Annotated in this window: 15 protein-coding genes; 11 read left to right on the forward strand and 4 right to left on the reverse strand. The window is 68.7% G+C overall.

Annotated elements, in window-relative coordinates; translation table 11 throughout:
- Nucleotides 1-152: 152 nt before the first annotated feature.
- The 7 genes from AB5J62_RS19660 to alc are packed head-to-tail and all read left to right on the forward strand — an operon-like array spanning nt 153 to nt 7,409.
- Nucleotides 153-533 (forward strand): gamma-glutamylcyclotransferase, encoded by a 381-nt coding sequence (locus AB5J62_RS19660; RefSeq protein ID WP_370949719.1) that lies wholly within the window; start codon nt 153-155, stop codon nt 531-533.
- Entirely contained in the window at nt 530-1,312 is a 783-nt protein-coding gene (locus AB5J62_RS19665; protein WP_370949720.1) for a hydroxypyruvate isomerase family protein, read from the forward strand. Before AB5J62_RS19660 ends, AB5J62_RS19665 begins: the two co-directional genes overlap by 4 nt.
- Before the next feature lie 8 nt (nt 1,313-1,320).
- Complete coding sequence (locus AB5J62_RS19670) at nt 1,321-2,199, forward strand: 2-hydroxy-3-oxopropionate reductase (protein ID WP_370949721.1); 879 nt, start codon at nt 1,321-1,323, stop codon at nt 2,197-2,199.
- A complete protein-coding gene (gene gcl / locus AB5J62_RS19675) occupies nt 2,196-3,893 on the forward strand; it encodes a glyoxylate carboligase (RefSeq protein WP_370949722.1) in 1,698 nt (565 codons plus the stop codon). The genes AB5J62_RS19670 and gcl overlap by 4 nt, the downstream gene beginning before the upstream one ends.
- Nucleotides 3,890-4,993: a glycerate kinase gene (locus tag AB5J62_RS19680; RefSeq protein WP_370949723.1), complete on the forward strand. Its 1,104-nt coding sequence runs from the start codon at nt 3,890-3,892 to the stop codon at nt 4,991-4,993. Before gcl ends, AB5J62_RS19680 begins: the two co-directional genes overlap by 4 nt.
- A gap of 11 nt (nt 4,994-5,004) precedes the next feature.
- Nucleotides 5,005-6,294: an allantoinase AllB gene (gene allB / locus AB5J62_RS19685; RefSeq protein WP_370950299.1), complete on the forward strand. Its 1,290-nt coding sequence runs from the start codon at nt 5,005-5,007 to the stop codon at nt 6,292-6,294.
- On the forward strand, nt 6,291-7,409 hold the full coding sequence (gene alc, locus AB5J62_RS19690; protein ID WP_370949724.1) for an allantoicase: 1,119 nt from the start codon (nt 6,291-6,293) through the stop codon (nt 7,407-7,409). Before allB ends, alc begins: the two co-directional genes overlap by 4 nt.
- Nucleotides 7,410-7,481: 72 nt before the next feature.
- On the opposite strand, the gene AB5J62_RS19695 is transcribed toward alc, so the two are convergent.
- Nucleotides 7,482-8,039 carry a dihydrofolate reductase family protein gene (locus tag AB5J62_RS19695; protein ID WP_370949725.1) on the reverse strand — a complete coding sequence of 186 codons (558 nt, stop codon included), beginning with the start codon at nt 8,037-8,039 and terminating at the stop codon, nt 7,482-7,484.
- 153 nt (nt 8,040-8,192) lie between these two features.
- Here AB5J62_RS19695 and AB5J62_RS19700 point away from each other — a divergent pair, with 153 nt between their 5' ends.
- The gene (locus AB5J62_RS19700) at nt 8,193-9,185 is read left to right on the forward strand and encodes a transcriptional regulator (protein ID WP_370949726.1); all 993 of its coding nucleotides are present in this window, start codon (nt 8,193-8,195) and stop codon (nt 9,183-9,185) included.
- Nucleotides 9,186-9,243: 58 nt separating this feature from the next.
- Entirely contained in the window at nt 9,244-9,561 is a 318-nt protein-coding gene (locus tag AB5J62_RS19705; RefSeq protein ID WP_370949727.1) for a hypothetical protein, read from the forward strand.
- Here AB5J62_RS19705 and AB5J62_RS19710 read toward each other — a convergent pair.
- Nucleotides 9,539-10,519 (reverse strand): NAD(P)-dependent alcohol dehydrogenase, encoded by a 981-nt coding sequence (locus AB5J62_RS19710; RefSeq protein WP_370950300.1) that lies wholly within the window; start codon nt 10,517-10,519, stop codon nt 9,539-9,541. The genes AB5J62_RS19705 and AB5J62_RS19710 overlap by 23 nt on opposite strands.
- A 104-nt stretch (nt 10,520-10,623) precedes the next feature.
- Here AB5J62_RS19710 and AB5J62_RS19715 point away from each other — a divergent pair, with 104 nt between their 5' ends.
- Nucleotides 10,624-11,274, forward strand: a complete 651-nt coding sequence (locus AB5J62_RS19715) for a TetR/AcrR family transcriptional regulator C-terminal domain-containing protein (protein ID WP_370949728.1) — start codon at nt 10,624-10,626, stop codon at nt 11,272-11,274.
- A gap of 379 nt (nt 11,275-11,653) precedes the next feature.
- Here the strand turns inward: AB5J62_RS19715 and AB5J62_RS19720 are convergent, their stop codons facing one another.
- Together AB5J62_RS19720 and AB5J62_RS19725 are read right to left on the reverse strand one after the other, a co-directional pair.
- Nucleotides 11,654-12,361 (reverse strand): hypothetical protein, encoded by a 708-nt coding sequence (locus tag AB5J62_RS19720; RefSeq protein WP_370949730.1) that lies wholly within the window; start codon nt 12,359-12,361, stop codon nt 11,654-11,656.
- Nucleotides 12,362-12,402: 41 nt separating this feature from the next.
- The gene (locus tag AB5J62_RS19725) at nt 12,403-12,984 is read right to left on the reverse strand and encodes an HhH-GPD-type base excision DNA repair protein (RefSeq protein ID WP_370949731.1); all 582 of its coding nucleotides are present in this window, start codon (nt 12,982-12,984) and stop codon (nt 12,403-12,405) included.
- A gap of 99 nt (nt 12,985-13,083) precedes the next feature.
- Here AB5J62_RS19725 and AB5J62_RS19730 point away from each other — a divergent pair, with 99 nt between their 5' ends.
- Nucleotides 13,084-13,659, forward strand: a complete 576-nt coding sequence (locus tag AB5J62_RS19730; RefSeq protein ID WP_370949732.1) for a TIGR03086 family metal-binding protein — start codon at nt 13,084-13,086, stop codon at nt 13,657-13,659.
- The last annotated feature ends 4 nt before the right edge of the window (nt 13,660-13,663 follow it).

Consider the following 13,663-nt stretch of genomic DNA (forward strand, 5'->3'; position numbering starts at 1 on the left):
GGGAGGGACCGAACGACGCATTGGGGTCATGACAGACCCCGAAAGTGGCTTTCGTCAGGTCGCATCTGACGAAAGTGGCTTTCGGGTAATGGGACCTGCCGAAAGTGGCTTTCGGGGTAATCGAACCGACGACTGTCCATAAAGGAGTATTCGTGGCACTGATGTTCCTCAACGGGGGCGCCATGCGTGGCGAGCCGTTGCACCACCTGCTCGGCGGCGCGGAGCTGGTGGCGGAGACGACGACCGCCGCGAAGTACCGGTTCTACTCGGTCGGGGACCAGTGCCCGGCGTTGTTCCCGGTCGCGCACGGCGGGGCCGAGATCGCGGGTGAGGTCTACGACATCCCGATGGACACGTTGCGCGACAAAGTGTTGCCGTCCGAGCCACACGAGTTGGAGCTCGGTGTGATCGAGCTGGTCGACGGGAGCTCGGTGTTCGCGATGCTGCTGCGCCGGGCCTACACCTCGCATGTCCAGCTGAAGGACATCACCGAGATCGGGAACTGGCGCAAGTACCGGGGGAGTGTGGCATGACCAGGTACGACATCAACCTGTCCATTTTGTACACCGAGCTGCCGCTCCTGGAACGCCCCGAAGCCGCGAAGAAGGCCGGGTTCGACGCCGTCGAGTTCTGGTGGCCGTTCGACACCGCGGTCCCCAGCGACGCCCAGGTGGACAAGTTCGTCAAGGCGATCGAGGACGCCGGCGTCCAGCTCGTCGGGCTCAATTTCGCGGCCGGGGACATGGCCGGTGGCGATCGTGGGCTTGTGTCGTGGCCGGAGCGATCGTCAGAGTTCCGCGAGAACATCCCGATCGCGCTCAGCATCGGGGACAGGCTGGGTTGTCGCGCGTATAACGCCCTATACGGCAACCGTTTAGAGCGTAAATCGGCTGAAGAACAAGACGAAATCGGCATGGAGAACCTCGCCTTGGCCGCGTACGCCGCGCGGCAGCAGGGCGCGATCGTGCTGGTGGAGCCGATCAGCGGCGCGCCGAGGTATCCGCTGCTCACCGCGGCCGACGCGCTGGCCGCCATCGATCGGGCGGGGGCGCCGAACCTGCGCCTGCTGGCCGATCTGTATCACCTCACCGTGAACGGCGACGACCTCGACGCGGTCATCGCCGAGCACACCGGCCGGATCGGCCACGTGCAGATCGCGGACGCGCCCGGCCGCAACGAGCCGGGCACCGGGGACCTCGACATCGAGGGCTACCTCGGAAAGCTCGCCGGATGCGGCTACGACGGCTTCGTCGGCTTGGAGTACAAGCCGAGCGGAACGAGCGCCGACAGCTTCAAGTGGCTTGACCTGTAAGGAGAACAATGCGTACCGGATTCATCGGCCTCGGCATCATGGGCTTGCCGATGGCCACCAACCTCGTCAAAGCCGGGTTCGAAGTCACCGGGTTCGACCTCAACGCCGACTCGGTGGCCAAGCTCGCGCAGGAGGGCGGCAAGCCCGCCGGCTCCATCGCCGAAGCCATTGACGGCGCCGAACTCGTGATCACCATGCTGCCCGCCGACCCGCACGTCGAAGCCGTCACCGCGACGATCTTCGAGACGATCAAGCCGGGCACCCTGCTGATCGACTTCAGTACCATCAAGCCGCAGACCTCGCAGCGGGTCGCCAAAGCGGCCGCCGAGAAGGACGTCCGCGTGCTCGACGCTCCCGTCTCGGGTGGCGAAGCGGGTGCGATCAACGCCGTACTGTCCATTATGGTCGGTGGCGCACAGGCTGACTTCGACGCTGCCAAGCCGGTCTTCGACGCTGTCGGCAAGGTTGCCGCGCTCGTTGGGCCGAGCGGCGCGGGACAGTTCGTCAAGGCCGCCAACCAACTGGTTGTCGGTGGCACCTATGCCCTTGTGGCAGAGGCGATCCTGCTGATGGAAGCGTCCGGAGTGGACGCCAAGGCCGGGCTCGACGTGCTCGCCGGCGGACTCGCCGCGAGCCGCATTCTCGAACTCAAGCGCGAATCGATGCTGGCCAGGAACTTCAAGCCCGGATTCCGGATCGATCTGCACCACAAGGACATGGGCATCGTGCTCGACGCCGCCCGCCAGGCCGAGATCTCGCTGCCGTTCGGCAACCAGGTCGCGGCGTACATCCAGGCCGCCAGGGCGCAGGGCATGGGCGACCTTGACCACTCGGCGCTGCTGGCCGTGCTCGAGAAGCAGTCCGGACGAGGGGAGAACCGATCATGACCAGGATTCCGGCGATGGAAGCGGTCGTCGAGGTGCTCAAGTCGGAGGGCGTCGACACCGCGTTCGGCTGCCCCGGCGCGGCGATCCTCCCGCTGTACAAGGCGATGGAGGTGCGCGGCGGCATCGAGCACCTGACCGTGCGCCACGAAGAAGGCGCGACGCACATGGCCGACGGCTGGGCGCGCACCAACGGCAAGGTCGGCGTCGCGATCGGCACGTCGGGCCCGGCGGGCACGAACATGATCACCGGTCTGTACACGGCGATGGCGGACTCGATCCCGATCATCTGCATCACCGGCCAGGCCGCGTTTTCCAAGCTGCACACGGAAGCGTTCCAGGCAGTGGACATTGTGGACATCGCGAAGCCGGTGACCAAGTGGGCGGTGCAGATCAAGGAGGCGGCCACCGCGCCGTGGATCTTCCGCGAGGCGTTCCGGATCGCGCGGTCCGGGCGGCCGGGTCCGGTGCTGATCGACATCCCGGTCGATGTCGCGCAGCAGCTCATCGAGTACGACGCCGCGATCGACGCGCCGTTGCCGGTCGAGGTCGTGCAGCCGCATCAGCCGAGGGTCGAGCGTGCGCTGGATCTGTTGCTGGCGGCGGAAAAGCCGTTGCTGCTCGCGGGTGGCGGCGTGATCATCGCCGAGGCCGCGGGCGAGCTGCGTGAGCTGGCGGAGTACCTGAACATCCCGGTTCAGGTGACGTTGATGGGCAAGGGCGCGATCGACGAGGACAGCCCGCTGTTCGCCGGGATCACCGGGGTGCAGACCTCGCAGCGGTACGGTAACGCGTCCTTTTTGGAGTCTGACACCGTGCTCGCGGTTGGCGCGCGGTTCGGTGACCGGCACACGGGCGCGCTCGACGTGTACCGCGGTGAGCGGAAGTTCATCCATGTCGACATCGAGCCGACGCAGCTCGGCAAGGTGTTCCCGCCGGATCTGGGGATCGTTTCGGACGCGAAGCTGTTCCTGCAGGCCTTGTTGAAGACCGCGCGTGACCGGAAAGCCGGTCGTGAGGCGGGGGAGTGGGTTGCCAGGATCGGCGAGCTGAAGGCGACGCTGGGTCGTCGCGAGGACTTCGACACGACGCCGATCAAGGCACCGCGCGTGTACAAGGAGATCAACGAGATCTTCGACGAGGACACGTACTTCGTGACCGCGATCGGGCTGTATCAGATCTGGGGCGGGCAGCATCAGAAGGCGTACAAGCCGCGCCGGTACCAGATCTGCGGGCAGGCAGGGCCGCTCGGCTGGGAGATTCCGGCCGCGATCGGGGTGAAGAAGGCGGCGCCGGGCGCCGAGGTGGTCGGGATCGTCGGCGACTACGGGTTCCAGTATCTGGTCGAGGAGCTGGCGGTGGCGGCGCAGTATCACGTGCCGTTCGTGCTGATCATGATCAACAACGAGTATCTCGGGCTGATCCGGCAGGCGTCGATCCCGTATGACATGAACTACCAGGTCGACATCCACTACGACGACTACGGCACGGACAACGTCAAGATCATGGAGGCGTACGGCTGCGCCGGGCGCCGCGTGGTCGATCCCGGCGACATCAGGGAGACGATCGAGTGGGCGCGCAAGGAGGCGGTGGCGACTTCGCGGCCGGTGCTGGTCGAGGTGATGATCGAGCGTGAGGCGAACACTCCGCACGGTCCGGCGATCGACGCCGTGAAGGAGTTCGAGCCGCTGCCATGAGTCATGTGCTGGTCGCCCCCGACAAGTTCAAGGGGTCGTTGACGGCGGTCGAGGTGGCCGCGGCGGTGGCCGGCGGGCTCGCCGAGGCGGTGCCCGGTGTGCCGGTCCGGGTGCTGCCGGTGGCGGACGGGGGTGAGGGCACGGTCGACGCCGCCGTCGCGGCCGGGTTCCGGCGGGTGCGGACGCTGGTCACCGGCCCGACCGGGCAGCGGCTGACCGCGTCGTACGCGCGGCGGGCCGGTACCGCGGTGGTGGAAATGGCCGAGGCGTCCGGTCTGCATCGGCTGCCGGGTGGGCTCGCGCCGTTGACGGCGTCGAGTTTCGGCACCGGTGAGCTGATCGGGGCTGCGGTGCGGGCCGGGTGCAAGCGGGTCGTGCTCGGGGTCGGCGGCAGTGCGTCCACGGACGGCGGTGCCGGTCTGTTGGCGGCGTTGGGCGCGCGGCTGTTCGACGCCGATGGCGAACCGCTCGCACCCGGTGGCGCTGCGCTGCGGCGCCTCGCGCGGGTCGATCTGTCCGGTGTGGACTCTCGGTTGTCCGAAGTGGACTTCGAGCTGGCGAGCGATGTGGACAACACGTTGCTCGGCACGCACGGGGCTGCCGCGGTGTACGGGCCGCAGAAGGGCGCTACGGCCGAGGACGTCGAGGTGCTCGAGGACGGGCTCACGCGGTGGGCGATGGCGGTGGATCCGCAGGTCGCCGGGCGGCCCGGCGCTGGTGCGGCGGGTGGTGCCGGGTTCGCGGCGATGGCGGTGCTGGGTGCGCGGATGCGGCCCGGTATCGCGCTGCTGCTGGAACTGCTCGGGTTCCCGGACGCCGTGCGCGGCGCGCGGCTGGTGATCACCGGTGAGGGCTCGCTCGACGAGCAGACGTTGCGTGGCAAGGCGCCTGCCGGGGTCGCGATGGCGGCGGGCGTGCCGGTGGTGGCGGTCGCGGGGCGGTCGCTGCTGTCGGCCGCGCAGCTGCGGGAGGCGGGGATTTCGGCGGTGTATCCGTTGTCCGATCTGGAGCCGGATCCGACCCGGTCGATGGCCAATGCCGGTGACCTGCTCCGGCGGTGCGCGGCGCGGGTGGCCCACGATTTCCTGGAGGCACGGTGACCTACGACTTGATGGTGCGCTCGGATCGGGTGTTCACGCCCGATGGCGAGCGTCCGGCGGCGGTGTGTGTCCATGATGGACGGATCGTCGCGGTGCTCGGGCGTGATGTCCGGGTTGATTCGACTCGCGACGAGGACTTCGGCGATCTCGCGTTGTTGCCGGGTTTGGTCGATTCGCACGTCCATGTGAACGAGCCCGGTCGTACGGAGTGGGAAGGGTTCGCGACGGCGACGGCGGCCGCTGCGGCGGGCGGGGTCACCACGATCATCGACATGCCGTTGAACAGCCTGCCGCCGACGGTCACCGTCGACGCGCTGACCGAAAAGCGCGAGGCCGCGCGGGGCCAGTGTGTGGTGGACGTCGGTTTCTGGGGTGGTGCGATCCCTGGCAACCTGACCGACCTGAAGCCGTTGCACGACGCGGGGGTGTTCGGGTTCAAGAGCTTCCTGTCACCGTCCGGTGTGGACGAATTCCCGCATCTCTCGTGGGCCGAACTCGACAAAGTCCTCGCTGAGATCAGGGCTTTCGATGGCCTGCTAATTGTTCACGCGGAGGATCCGGCGGAGCTGAGTGAGCCTGGACAGTCCTATGCGGACTTTCTGGCGTCGCGCCCGGATCGCGCGGAGGAGCTGGCTATCGACGGGCTGCTCAACCGCGCGGACGGGACTCGTGTGCACATCCTGCACGTGTCGTCGGCGACAGCGCTCGGCCGTATCGCCGCGGCGCGCGCGGTCGGCGTGCGGGTGAGTGCCGAGACCTGCCCGCACTATCTGACGTTGGCCGCGGAGGAGATTCCCGATGGCGCGACGGAGTTCAAGTGCTGTCCGCCGATCCGGGGTTCGGTCAACCGTGACCGGCTTTGGCAGGGCTTGGCCGACGGGATACTCGACTGCGTCGTCTCCGACCATTCACCGTCCACACCGGACTTGAAGCGTGGTGGTTTTGGGGAAGCCTGGGGCGGGGTGTCTTCGCTTCAGCTCGGCCTGCCCGCGATGTGGACGGCCGCGCGAACCCGCGGTCATCGGCTCGCCGACGTCGTCGGCTGGATGGCCGCCGCGCCCGCGAAGCTGACCGGGCTTGCGCACAAGGGCCGGATCGCGGTCGGCGTCGACGCCGACCTGGTCGTCTTCGATCCGGACGCGGAGTTCACCGTCGACCCCGGCGGGCTCCGGCAGCGTCACCCGGTGACCCCGTACGTGGGTGCCCGGCTGCGTGGCGTGGTCGAGCGCGTCTGGCTGCGCGGACGCGAGATCGACGGGGAGCCGAGTGGCGAACTGCTGACCAGAGAAAGGAAATCATGAAGTTCACCGCACTGCCCGACCTGGCGTCCCGCCCGCACGGCGGCACCGTGATGGCGGCCAGCGACGACTATTTCGCGGCCAAGGAGAACCTGATCAAGGCCGAGGCGCCGACGTTCAGGCCGCACACGTTCACCGAGAAGGGCCAGGAGTACGACGGCTGGGAGACTCGCCGCCGGTTCGGCCGCTCGGACGGCAGCGACTGGGCGCTGCTGCGTCTCGGTGCGCCGGGCGTGGTGCGCGGCATCAACGTCGACACGGCGTTCTTCCTGGGGAACTACCCGGAGAAGGTGCGGATCGAGGCGACCGGCGTCGAGGGGTACCCGAGTGTGGCCGAGCTGGACGCGGCCGAATGGTTCGAGCTCGTACCACCGAGGCCGTTGAGCGGCGGCAAGGACAATCTGTTCACTGTGGACAGTGAGCAGCGGGTGACGCATCTGCGCGTGCACATGCTGCCGGACGGCGGCATCGCCCGGCTGCGGGTGCACGGCGAGGTCGTCCCGGATCCGCGTGACCTCGACGGTGTTCCGTTCGACCTGGTCGCGACGCTGAGCGGCGGCACGGTCGTCGGGTGCAGCGACAGCTTCTTCTCGCCGCCCGCGAAGATGTTGCAGCCGGGGGAGTCGCGGTTCATGGCCGACGGCTGGGAGACCGCTCGCCGCCGCGACGACGGCCACGACTGGGCGATCGTGCGGCTGGCCTGTCAGGCGGTGCCTTCGGTCGCCGAGTTCGCGACCACGCACTATCGGGGCAACCCGCCGGATCGGGTGGCGTTGTACGGCATCGACGCGACGACGTCTTCGCTCAATCACGACGACGCCTGGTTCCCGCTGCTGCCGGAGACGAAGCTGCAGGCGGACACCACACACCGGTTCCGCCTCGCGTCCGATCGCCCGGTGACCCACGTCCGCGTGGAGAACCACCCCGACGGCGGTATCGGCCGGTTCCGCCTCTACGGCTCGCCAACCCCGACAGCACGCACCGAACTCGCGCTGCGCTGGTTCAACCTGCTCCCCGAAGCCCAGGCCATCGAGGTCCTGACGGCCGCGGGCGCCTCACTCGCCTCCGCCAAGGCCGCCGCGACCACCCGCCCCGCGACCGTCCCACCCCAGCTCTGAGGGCAAGCCGGGATAAAGCGGGCTTTACTCCCGGGGATAAAGCCCGCTAAACATCGGGGAGTAAAGCCCGCTTTATCCCGGCCTTTGGTAGCGGAGCAGGACCACGCCATTCGAGAACGGCCGGGTTTCGACGAGGTCGAGGTCGAGGCGGTGGCCGCTGAACAGGGGTTTTCCCTGTCCGAGCACGACCGGGTGCACGTAGATCCGGTATTCGTCGATCAGGCCGAGTTCGCGGAAGGTCGCCGCGAGGTCGGCGCCGCCGAGCGCGAGGTCGCCGCCTGGGCGGGACTTGAGGTCCATGATGTCGTCGACGACGACCTCGCGGGCGACGGTCGTGTTCCAGTCGGCGCGGTGCAGCGTGCGGGAGAAGACGATCTTGGGCATCTTCCGCCAGATCCGGGCGAACTCGGCGACCGGCTCGGTCGCCGAGGGGTCCCGGTCCGCGGTGGGCCAGTAGGCCGCCATCAGCTCGTAGGTGCGGCGGCCGTCCAGGAACGCGCCCATCGCGCCGAGCTCGGTGTTGAAGTGGCGGTGCAGGTCGTCGTCGACGTGGTGCCAGTCCAGCTCGCGGCGGGCGCCCTCGAAAAACCCGTCGACGGACACCGACATCTGCAGGATGATCTTGCGCACCGCGCTGCTTCCTCCCCGGATCGCGTCGCGACGACCTTAACCAACTGCGGATTCTGTCGTGTGGCGAGCCCGTTGTTGATTTTGACAGCGCCGTGCCAGCGACTTGGCATTACCGTCCGGCACCCTGTGGTCACAGCGACCTCTGGGGGGCCGATGCTGAAGATCCACTTCACCGGGCAGGACCTGACCCGGATCCGGGTGCTGGACGCGCCCGACCCACTCTGGGAGACCATGCTGAGCCTGCACCTGCTGCAGGACCGGGCGGTGAACCCGCTGTTCAGCCACTGGCAGCGGGAGACGAGAGCGGGTTTGGACAGATCTTCGGGCATGCTGGCGACCCTCGCCCCGCCGATCGGGTACTCGGCCGACTTCCTGACCCCCGGCGCCGGTTTCACCGACATCGAATCCGGCATCGACGCGATACTCGAGACCCCGAAGGACCGCCTGCGCGAGGAGACCGCGCTGCTCGCCCAAGCGCGTCCGCTGTCATCGTGGAACTCCGACCTCGCCGAGGCGCGGCCGCCGGCGTTGCGCCAGCTCGGGACCGCGATGCGGCGGTACTTCGACGGTGCGCTCGCCCCGCACTGGGCGTCGATCAAGAACGCGATCGGCGGTGACGCGGCCGCCCGTGGCCGCGCGCTGCTGGGCGGTGGTGTCGAGCGGCTGCTGTCGACGTTGAACCCCGGGATTCGCTGGCGTTCGCCGGTGCTCGAGGTCGACTACCCGGTCGAACAGGAAATGCACCTCGAAGGGCGCGGGCTGACGCTGGTGCCGTCCTTCTTCTGCTGGCGGACCCCGGTGACACTGCTCGACCCGAGCCTGCCGCCGGTGCTGGCGTACCCGGTCGGCCGGTCGTTCGGCTGGGAGGCGCCGATCGTCACGCGGTCGCTGGAGAACCTGCTCGGCCGCACCAGGGCTTCGGTGCTGTGCGCGATCGGCGCGGCGACGCTGATCAGCACCAACGACCTCGCGAAGGCGCTCGGCATCTCGGCCGCCGGCGCCAGCCAGCACGCGACGGTGCTGCGGGAGGCCGGTGTCATCGGGACCGAACGGCGCAGCGGCGCGGCACTGCACTCGGTGACCGAGCTGGGGAGCGCGCTGCTGTCCTCGCCCAGCGCCGAAATCGGCAATCGAGAGGTGTGCTGAACGCGCTGTCGCGGGACTAGACTCATCGGCCTCCTTCTCACTCATCGGGAGGTGCGCCGTGGTCACCCGTGTCCTCGCGACGGTGCTCGTCCCGGTGTTCGCGCTGCTCGGCGTGATGGCCACGCCGAGTGGCGCGCTGACCGGCTGGGTCATGGCGGCGCTGGCCGCCGGTGTCGTGGTCTGGCAGGCGCCGCCCCGCGTTCAGCGCATGATCAAAGTGCCCGGCTTCGTCGTCGGAGTGGTGGTTTTGGCCGGCAGCTTGATGATCATGGGCATGGTCGCGGTGCTGGGTGCGGCCGTGACCGGCTGGCTGCTGGTCGCGGCTGGTGCGGCGGTCGTCGGTCGCGTCGAGGTCAGGCGTCGGTTTTCACGCTGATGACGAGCTTGCCTTTGACCCGTCCCGCCTGCATGCGCTCGATGGCCGCCGGGGTCTCGTCGAGCGCATAGACCTGGTCGATCACCGGCGCCACCGCGCCCGTCTCGATCAACTCGGTGAGCGCGAGCAGATCCGCGGAATTCTCGGAGTTCATCAGCGCGCGGAGCTTCTGGTCGACGAACGCGGACAGCATCGGCGCGCGCAGCGACCGGTCGAACCCGCCGAGCCAGCGCCCGCCGGTCTCGCTGCCGACGATGACGAGCGTCCCATGTGGACGGAGCGCGCGCCGCAGGTGCGTGAGCGAGCGGTGCCCGCCGATGTCGAGGATGACGTCGTATCGCGTGCCGGTGATGTCGTCGCGCGTGTAGTCGATGACGTGATCGGCCCCGATCGACCAGGCCAGGCCCGTCTTCGCCGTGCTGCAGACGCCGGTGACCTCGGCGCCGAACGCCTTGGCGATCTGCACGGCGAACGTGCCGACCCCGCCGGAGGCGCCGATGACCAGCACGTGCTGTGCGCGTTTCACCTGGCCGCTGTCACGGAGGCCTTGCAGTGCTGTCATGGCGGAGATGGGCACGGCCGCGGCCTCCTCGAAGGTGAGGTTCTTCGGCTTGGGCGCGATCTTGGCGGCGCTGGCGTGCGCGTATTCGGCGAAGCAGCCCTCGCCGACGCCGTAGACGGCGTCACCGACCTCGAAGCCGGTCACGCCCGCGCCGAGCGCTTCGATCCGCCCGGCGAATTCCCGGCCGCGTACCTGGGTCTTGGGCTTGCGGAGGCCGTAGCCCGCAAGGCGCACCGGATAGGGGAGACCCGCCATGAGGTGCCAGGCGCCGCGGTCGACGCCGGCCGCGTGCACGCGCACCAGAACCTCGCCGTCGGCCGGTCTCGGCAGCGGGACCTGCTTGAGTCTCAGCACGTCCTCGGCTTCGCCATAGGTGTCTTGCACGATCGCGCGCATGGTCTTGACCTGCTGCTTCGTCTCCACGAGCGTCTCCCTTACGTTGTAAGCTTATGGTGTAAGTAGTACGCTTACGCTGTAAGGTTGTCAACGAGGAGGTGTCGATGGGCGAACCGCGCACCAAGCTGACCAGGGAGCGGGTCCTGCGCACCGCGATCACGCTCGCCGACGCGAGCGGCATCGAGTCGCTCACCATGCGCAAACTCGGCGTCGAGCTGGGTGTCGAGGCGATGTCGCTGTACAACCACGTGGCCAGCAAGGTCGACCTGCTCGACGGCATGGTCGACGCCGTCTTCGCCGAGATCGAGCTGCCCGACCCCGAGTACGACTGGAAGACGGCCATGCGCGACCGGGCGATCTCGGCACGGGCCGTACTCGCCCGCCACCCGTGGGCGACCGCGCTGATGGACTCCCGCAGCACCCCCGGCACCGCGACGCTGCGCCATCACGACGCCATCCTCGGCACCCTGCGCGGCGCGGGTTTCTCGATCCCGCTGGCGGCACACGCGTTCTCGGCGATGGACAGCTACATCTACGGTTTCGCCTTGCAGGAAGCCGCTTTGCCGTTCCGGGGCGAGGAAGAAGCGGCTCAAGTCGCGCAGGCGATCCAGGCGCGTTTCGCGGCCGGGGAGCATCCGCATCTGACCGAACTGACCGTCGAGCACGTGCTGCAACCGGGCTACGACTACGGCGACGAATTCGAGTTCGGGCTCGACCTGATCCTCGACGGACTCGAGCGGATCCACCGTGGCTGACTGGCCGCCGGACCCGATCAAGACCTAGCGGTAGCGGAGTTTAGCGGGCTTTATCCCGGCCTCACTTCATCGAACGTGAGTGGTCTACGGGCTTTCGGGGATGGGTTCGTGGAGTTCGAAGACCTCGCGGGTCTGGACGCACATGGTCCCCAGCAGCCAATGCCGCATCCACCCGGCCCGCCGATCGCGCTCCATGACCTGGTCGGTGACCCACCAGACGAACGGCAGGTCCTCATGAGCGCGCGACTGCTCGGCGCTCAGGTCCGGCCCACCCTGAATTCCCCGAACGCGCGCCGGTCCATGCCGTCTGCCGCGACTGTCGGGACTTCGACCAGCGTCCCCTCCACCACCTGGATGTCCACTCCCGCAAGATATCCGATCAAGAATCCGCGGCACGCCGGTAGTCATGATGCAGCCGGGCGAACCGCAGCGGATCGACCGCGGCCGGGTCGTCCAGCAACACGATCACCGCCCCGTCGTCGTGCGTCCGGCGGACGCCCGCGCCGAGCTTCGCGGGCAAGGGCGGCAGGCGCCGGTAGCGGTCGGCGTCGAAGTAGGTCGACCAGCTCAGCCAATCCGGCCAGGAACCTGGCGGCGGCGGGACGAGACCCGCGTGCGGAGCGGGCAGGTCGGACCAGATCTGCTCCAGCGACCACTCGTCCTCGACCCGGCCGAACACCGCGCCGGTCGCGGCCGCGACGGCCACCCACAGTTCGGTGAGCAGCCGGTGCAGGTCCCGGAAGGGCCGGGCCCACTCACCCGGTTCGCGCCGGCAATGGGCCGAATTCAGCGACAGCGTCACGGAATCCCAGTCGCCGGGCTTGACCGACAGCCAAATGTCCACTTCGGACCGAAGCCAGAGGTTGGTGCTCCAGGTACCCGTGGCGAGGCCTTGGATCAGCTGGTCCCTGGCCAGCACGCGGTGCTCACCCTCGCGCCCTGGGGCATTGCCGAAGCCGTTGATCTCACCGTCCGGCCGGTGTGGTGACAGGCCGAACGTGCCCGCCAGCGCCAGCAGCCGTTCGACCGTCGCCGAACTCGAAGTCCCGCCAGGCAGCGTCAACGTCCATGACCAGTCCGACCCCATGGCGGACATCCTTCCAGGCCGGCCGTGCCGAGCCGCGCCGGCTAACCGGTTTTCGCGGCGGCTTTCGCGGCCTTCTTGAACGCGCGGACCTCGGCGAGAGTCTCCTTGCTGGTGACGTCGGCGATCGAACGGCGCGAACCGCGGTCGCCGTACGCGCCCGCCGCCTCACGCCAGCCCTTCGGCAGCACGCCGCGCTGCTTTCCCAGCAGGGCAAGGAAGATCTTCGCCTTCTGCTCGCCGAAACCGGGCAGTGCCTTCAGCCGCTTGAGCACCTCGGGGCCGTCCGGCTTCGGCCGCCCGGAGGTCCAGATGGCCTCGGTGTCGCCGTCGTAGTTCTCGACGATGTGCTCGGCGAGCGCGTGCACGCGGCGCGCCATCGAGCCGCCGTAGCGGTGGATCGCCGGGGGAGTGACGCAGAGTTCGACGAACGTCTCGACGTCGGTCTCAGCGATCTTGGTGATGCTGAAGCCGTCCATCCGGTCGGCGATCTTCCTCGGCCCGATGAACGCGATCTCCATCGCGATCTGCTGATCCAGCAGCATGCCGACCAGCAGTGCGAAGGGGTCTTCGGACAAGAGCTGGTCCGCCTCGGCCTCGCCGGTCAGCTTGAGCTCACGCTTCATGCGGACATCTTCCCATCCGGGTGGCTCCGGCGCGAAGCACGCCGAACTGTCGGTGTGGCGTGCCACGATGGCCGGACTGATCCAGACAGGGGAGGGACGATGATCGACCTCGGGCCGACGGCCCAGCGCATGGCGGAGTTGCTGGCAGGCGTCAAAGACGACCAGCTCGGCCTGCCGACGCCGTGCCCGGACTACACACTCGGCGACCTGATCGACCACATCGACGGGCTGACGCTGGCGTTCACCTTCGCCGCCACCAAGGAGAAGCTGCCCGCGGACGCGGAACCTCCGCTGGGTGACGGATCCCGGCTCGGCGCCGACTGGCGCGAGCGCATCGACGGCAGGCTCTCCGCGCTGGCCGCCGCGTGGCGGGCCGAATCGGCCTGGCAGGGGATGACCACGGCAGGCAGCTTCGACCTGCCCGGCGAGATCGCGGGCATCATCGCGCTCGACGAACTGGTGATCCACGGCTGGGACGTCGCGCGCGCGGCCGACCTGCCGTACGAGCCGAGCGCCGCGGAGGTGGCCGTCTGCGCCGAATTCCTCGCGCCGTCGGCCGACGAGCGCAAGGTCGGTGACGCGTTCGGTCCGGCGGTGCCCGTCGCCGAGGGTGCCTCCGAGGTCGACCGGCTGATCGGGCTGTCCGGCCGCGACCCTGGCTGGTGTGCCGTGTAGCCCG

The organism is Amycolatopsis sp. cg5 (assembly GCF_041346955.1).
Taxonomy (GTDB): Bacteria; Actinomycetota; Actinomycetes; order Mycobacteriales; family Pseudonocardiaceae; genus Amycolatopsis.

Excerpts from the sequence above, each read along its gene's own strand:
- AB5J62_RS19665 (WP_370949720.1), top strand. The coding sequence starts at position 530 with ATGACCAGGTACGACATCAACCTGTCCATTTTGTACACCGAGCTGCCG.
- AB5J62_RS19670 (WP_370949721.1), top strand. The coding sequence starts at position 1,321 with ATGCGTACCGGATTCATCGGCCTCGGCATCATGGGCTTGCCGATGGCC.
- gcl (WP_370949722.1), top strand. The coding sequence starts at position 2,196 with ATGACCAGGATTCCGGCGATGGAAGCGGTCGTCGAGGTGCTCAAGTCG.
- AB5J62_RS19680 (WP_370949723.1), top strand. The coding sequence starts at position 3,890 with ATGAGTCATGTGCTGGTCGCCCCCGACAAGTTCAAGGGGTCGTTGACG.
- allB (WP_370950299.1), top strand. The coding sequence starts at position 5,005 with ATGGTGCGCTCGGATCGGGTGTTCACGCCCGATGGCGAGCGTCCGGCG.
- alc (WP_370949724.1), top strand. The coding sequence starts at position 6,291 with ATGAAGTTCACCGCACTGCCCGACCTGGCGTCCCGCCCGCACGGCGGC.
- AB5J62_RS19700 (WP_370949726.1), top strand. The coding sequence starts at position 8,193 with ATGCTGAAGATCCACTTCACCGGGCAGGACCTGACCCGGATCCGGGTG.
- AB5J62_RS19710 (WP_370950300.1), bottom strand. The coding sequence starts at position 10,519 with ATGCGCGCGATCGTGCAAGACACCTATGGCGAAGCCGAGGACGTGCTG.
- AB5J62_RS19715 (WP_370949728.1), top strand. The coding sequence starts at position 10,624 with ATGGGCGAACCGCGCACCAAGCTGACCAGGGAGCGGGTCCTGCGCACC.
- AB5J62_RS19720 (WP_370949730.1), bottom strand. The coding sequence starts at position 12,361 with ATGGGGTCGGACTGGTCATGGACGTTGACGCTGCCTGGCGGGACTTCG.
- AB5J62_RS19725 (WP_370949731.1), bottom strand. The coding sequence starts at position 12,984 with ATGAAGCGTGAGCTCAAGCTGACCGGCGAGGCCGAGGCGGACCAGCTC.
- AB5J62_RS19730 (WP_370949732.1), top strand. The coding sequence starts at position 13,084 with ATGATCGACCTCGGGCCGACGGCCCAGCGCATGGCGGAGTTGCTGGCA.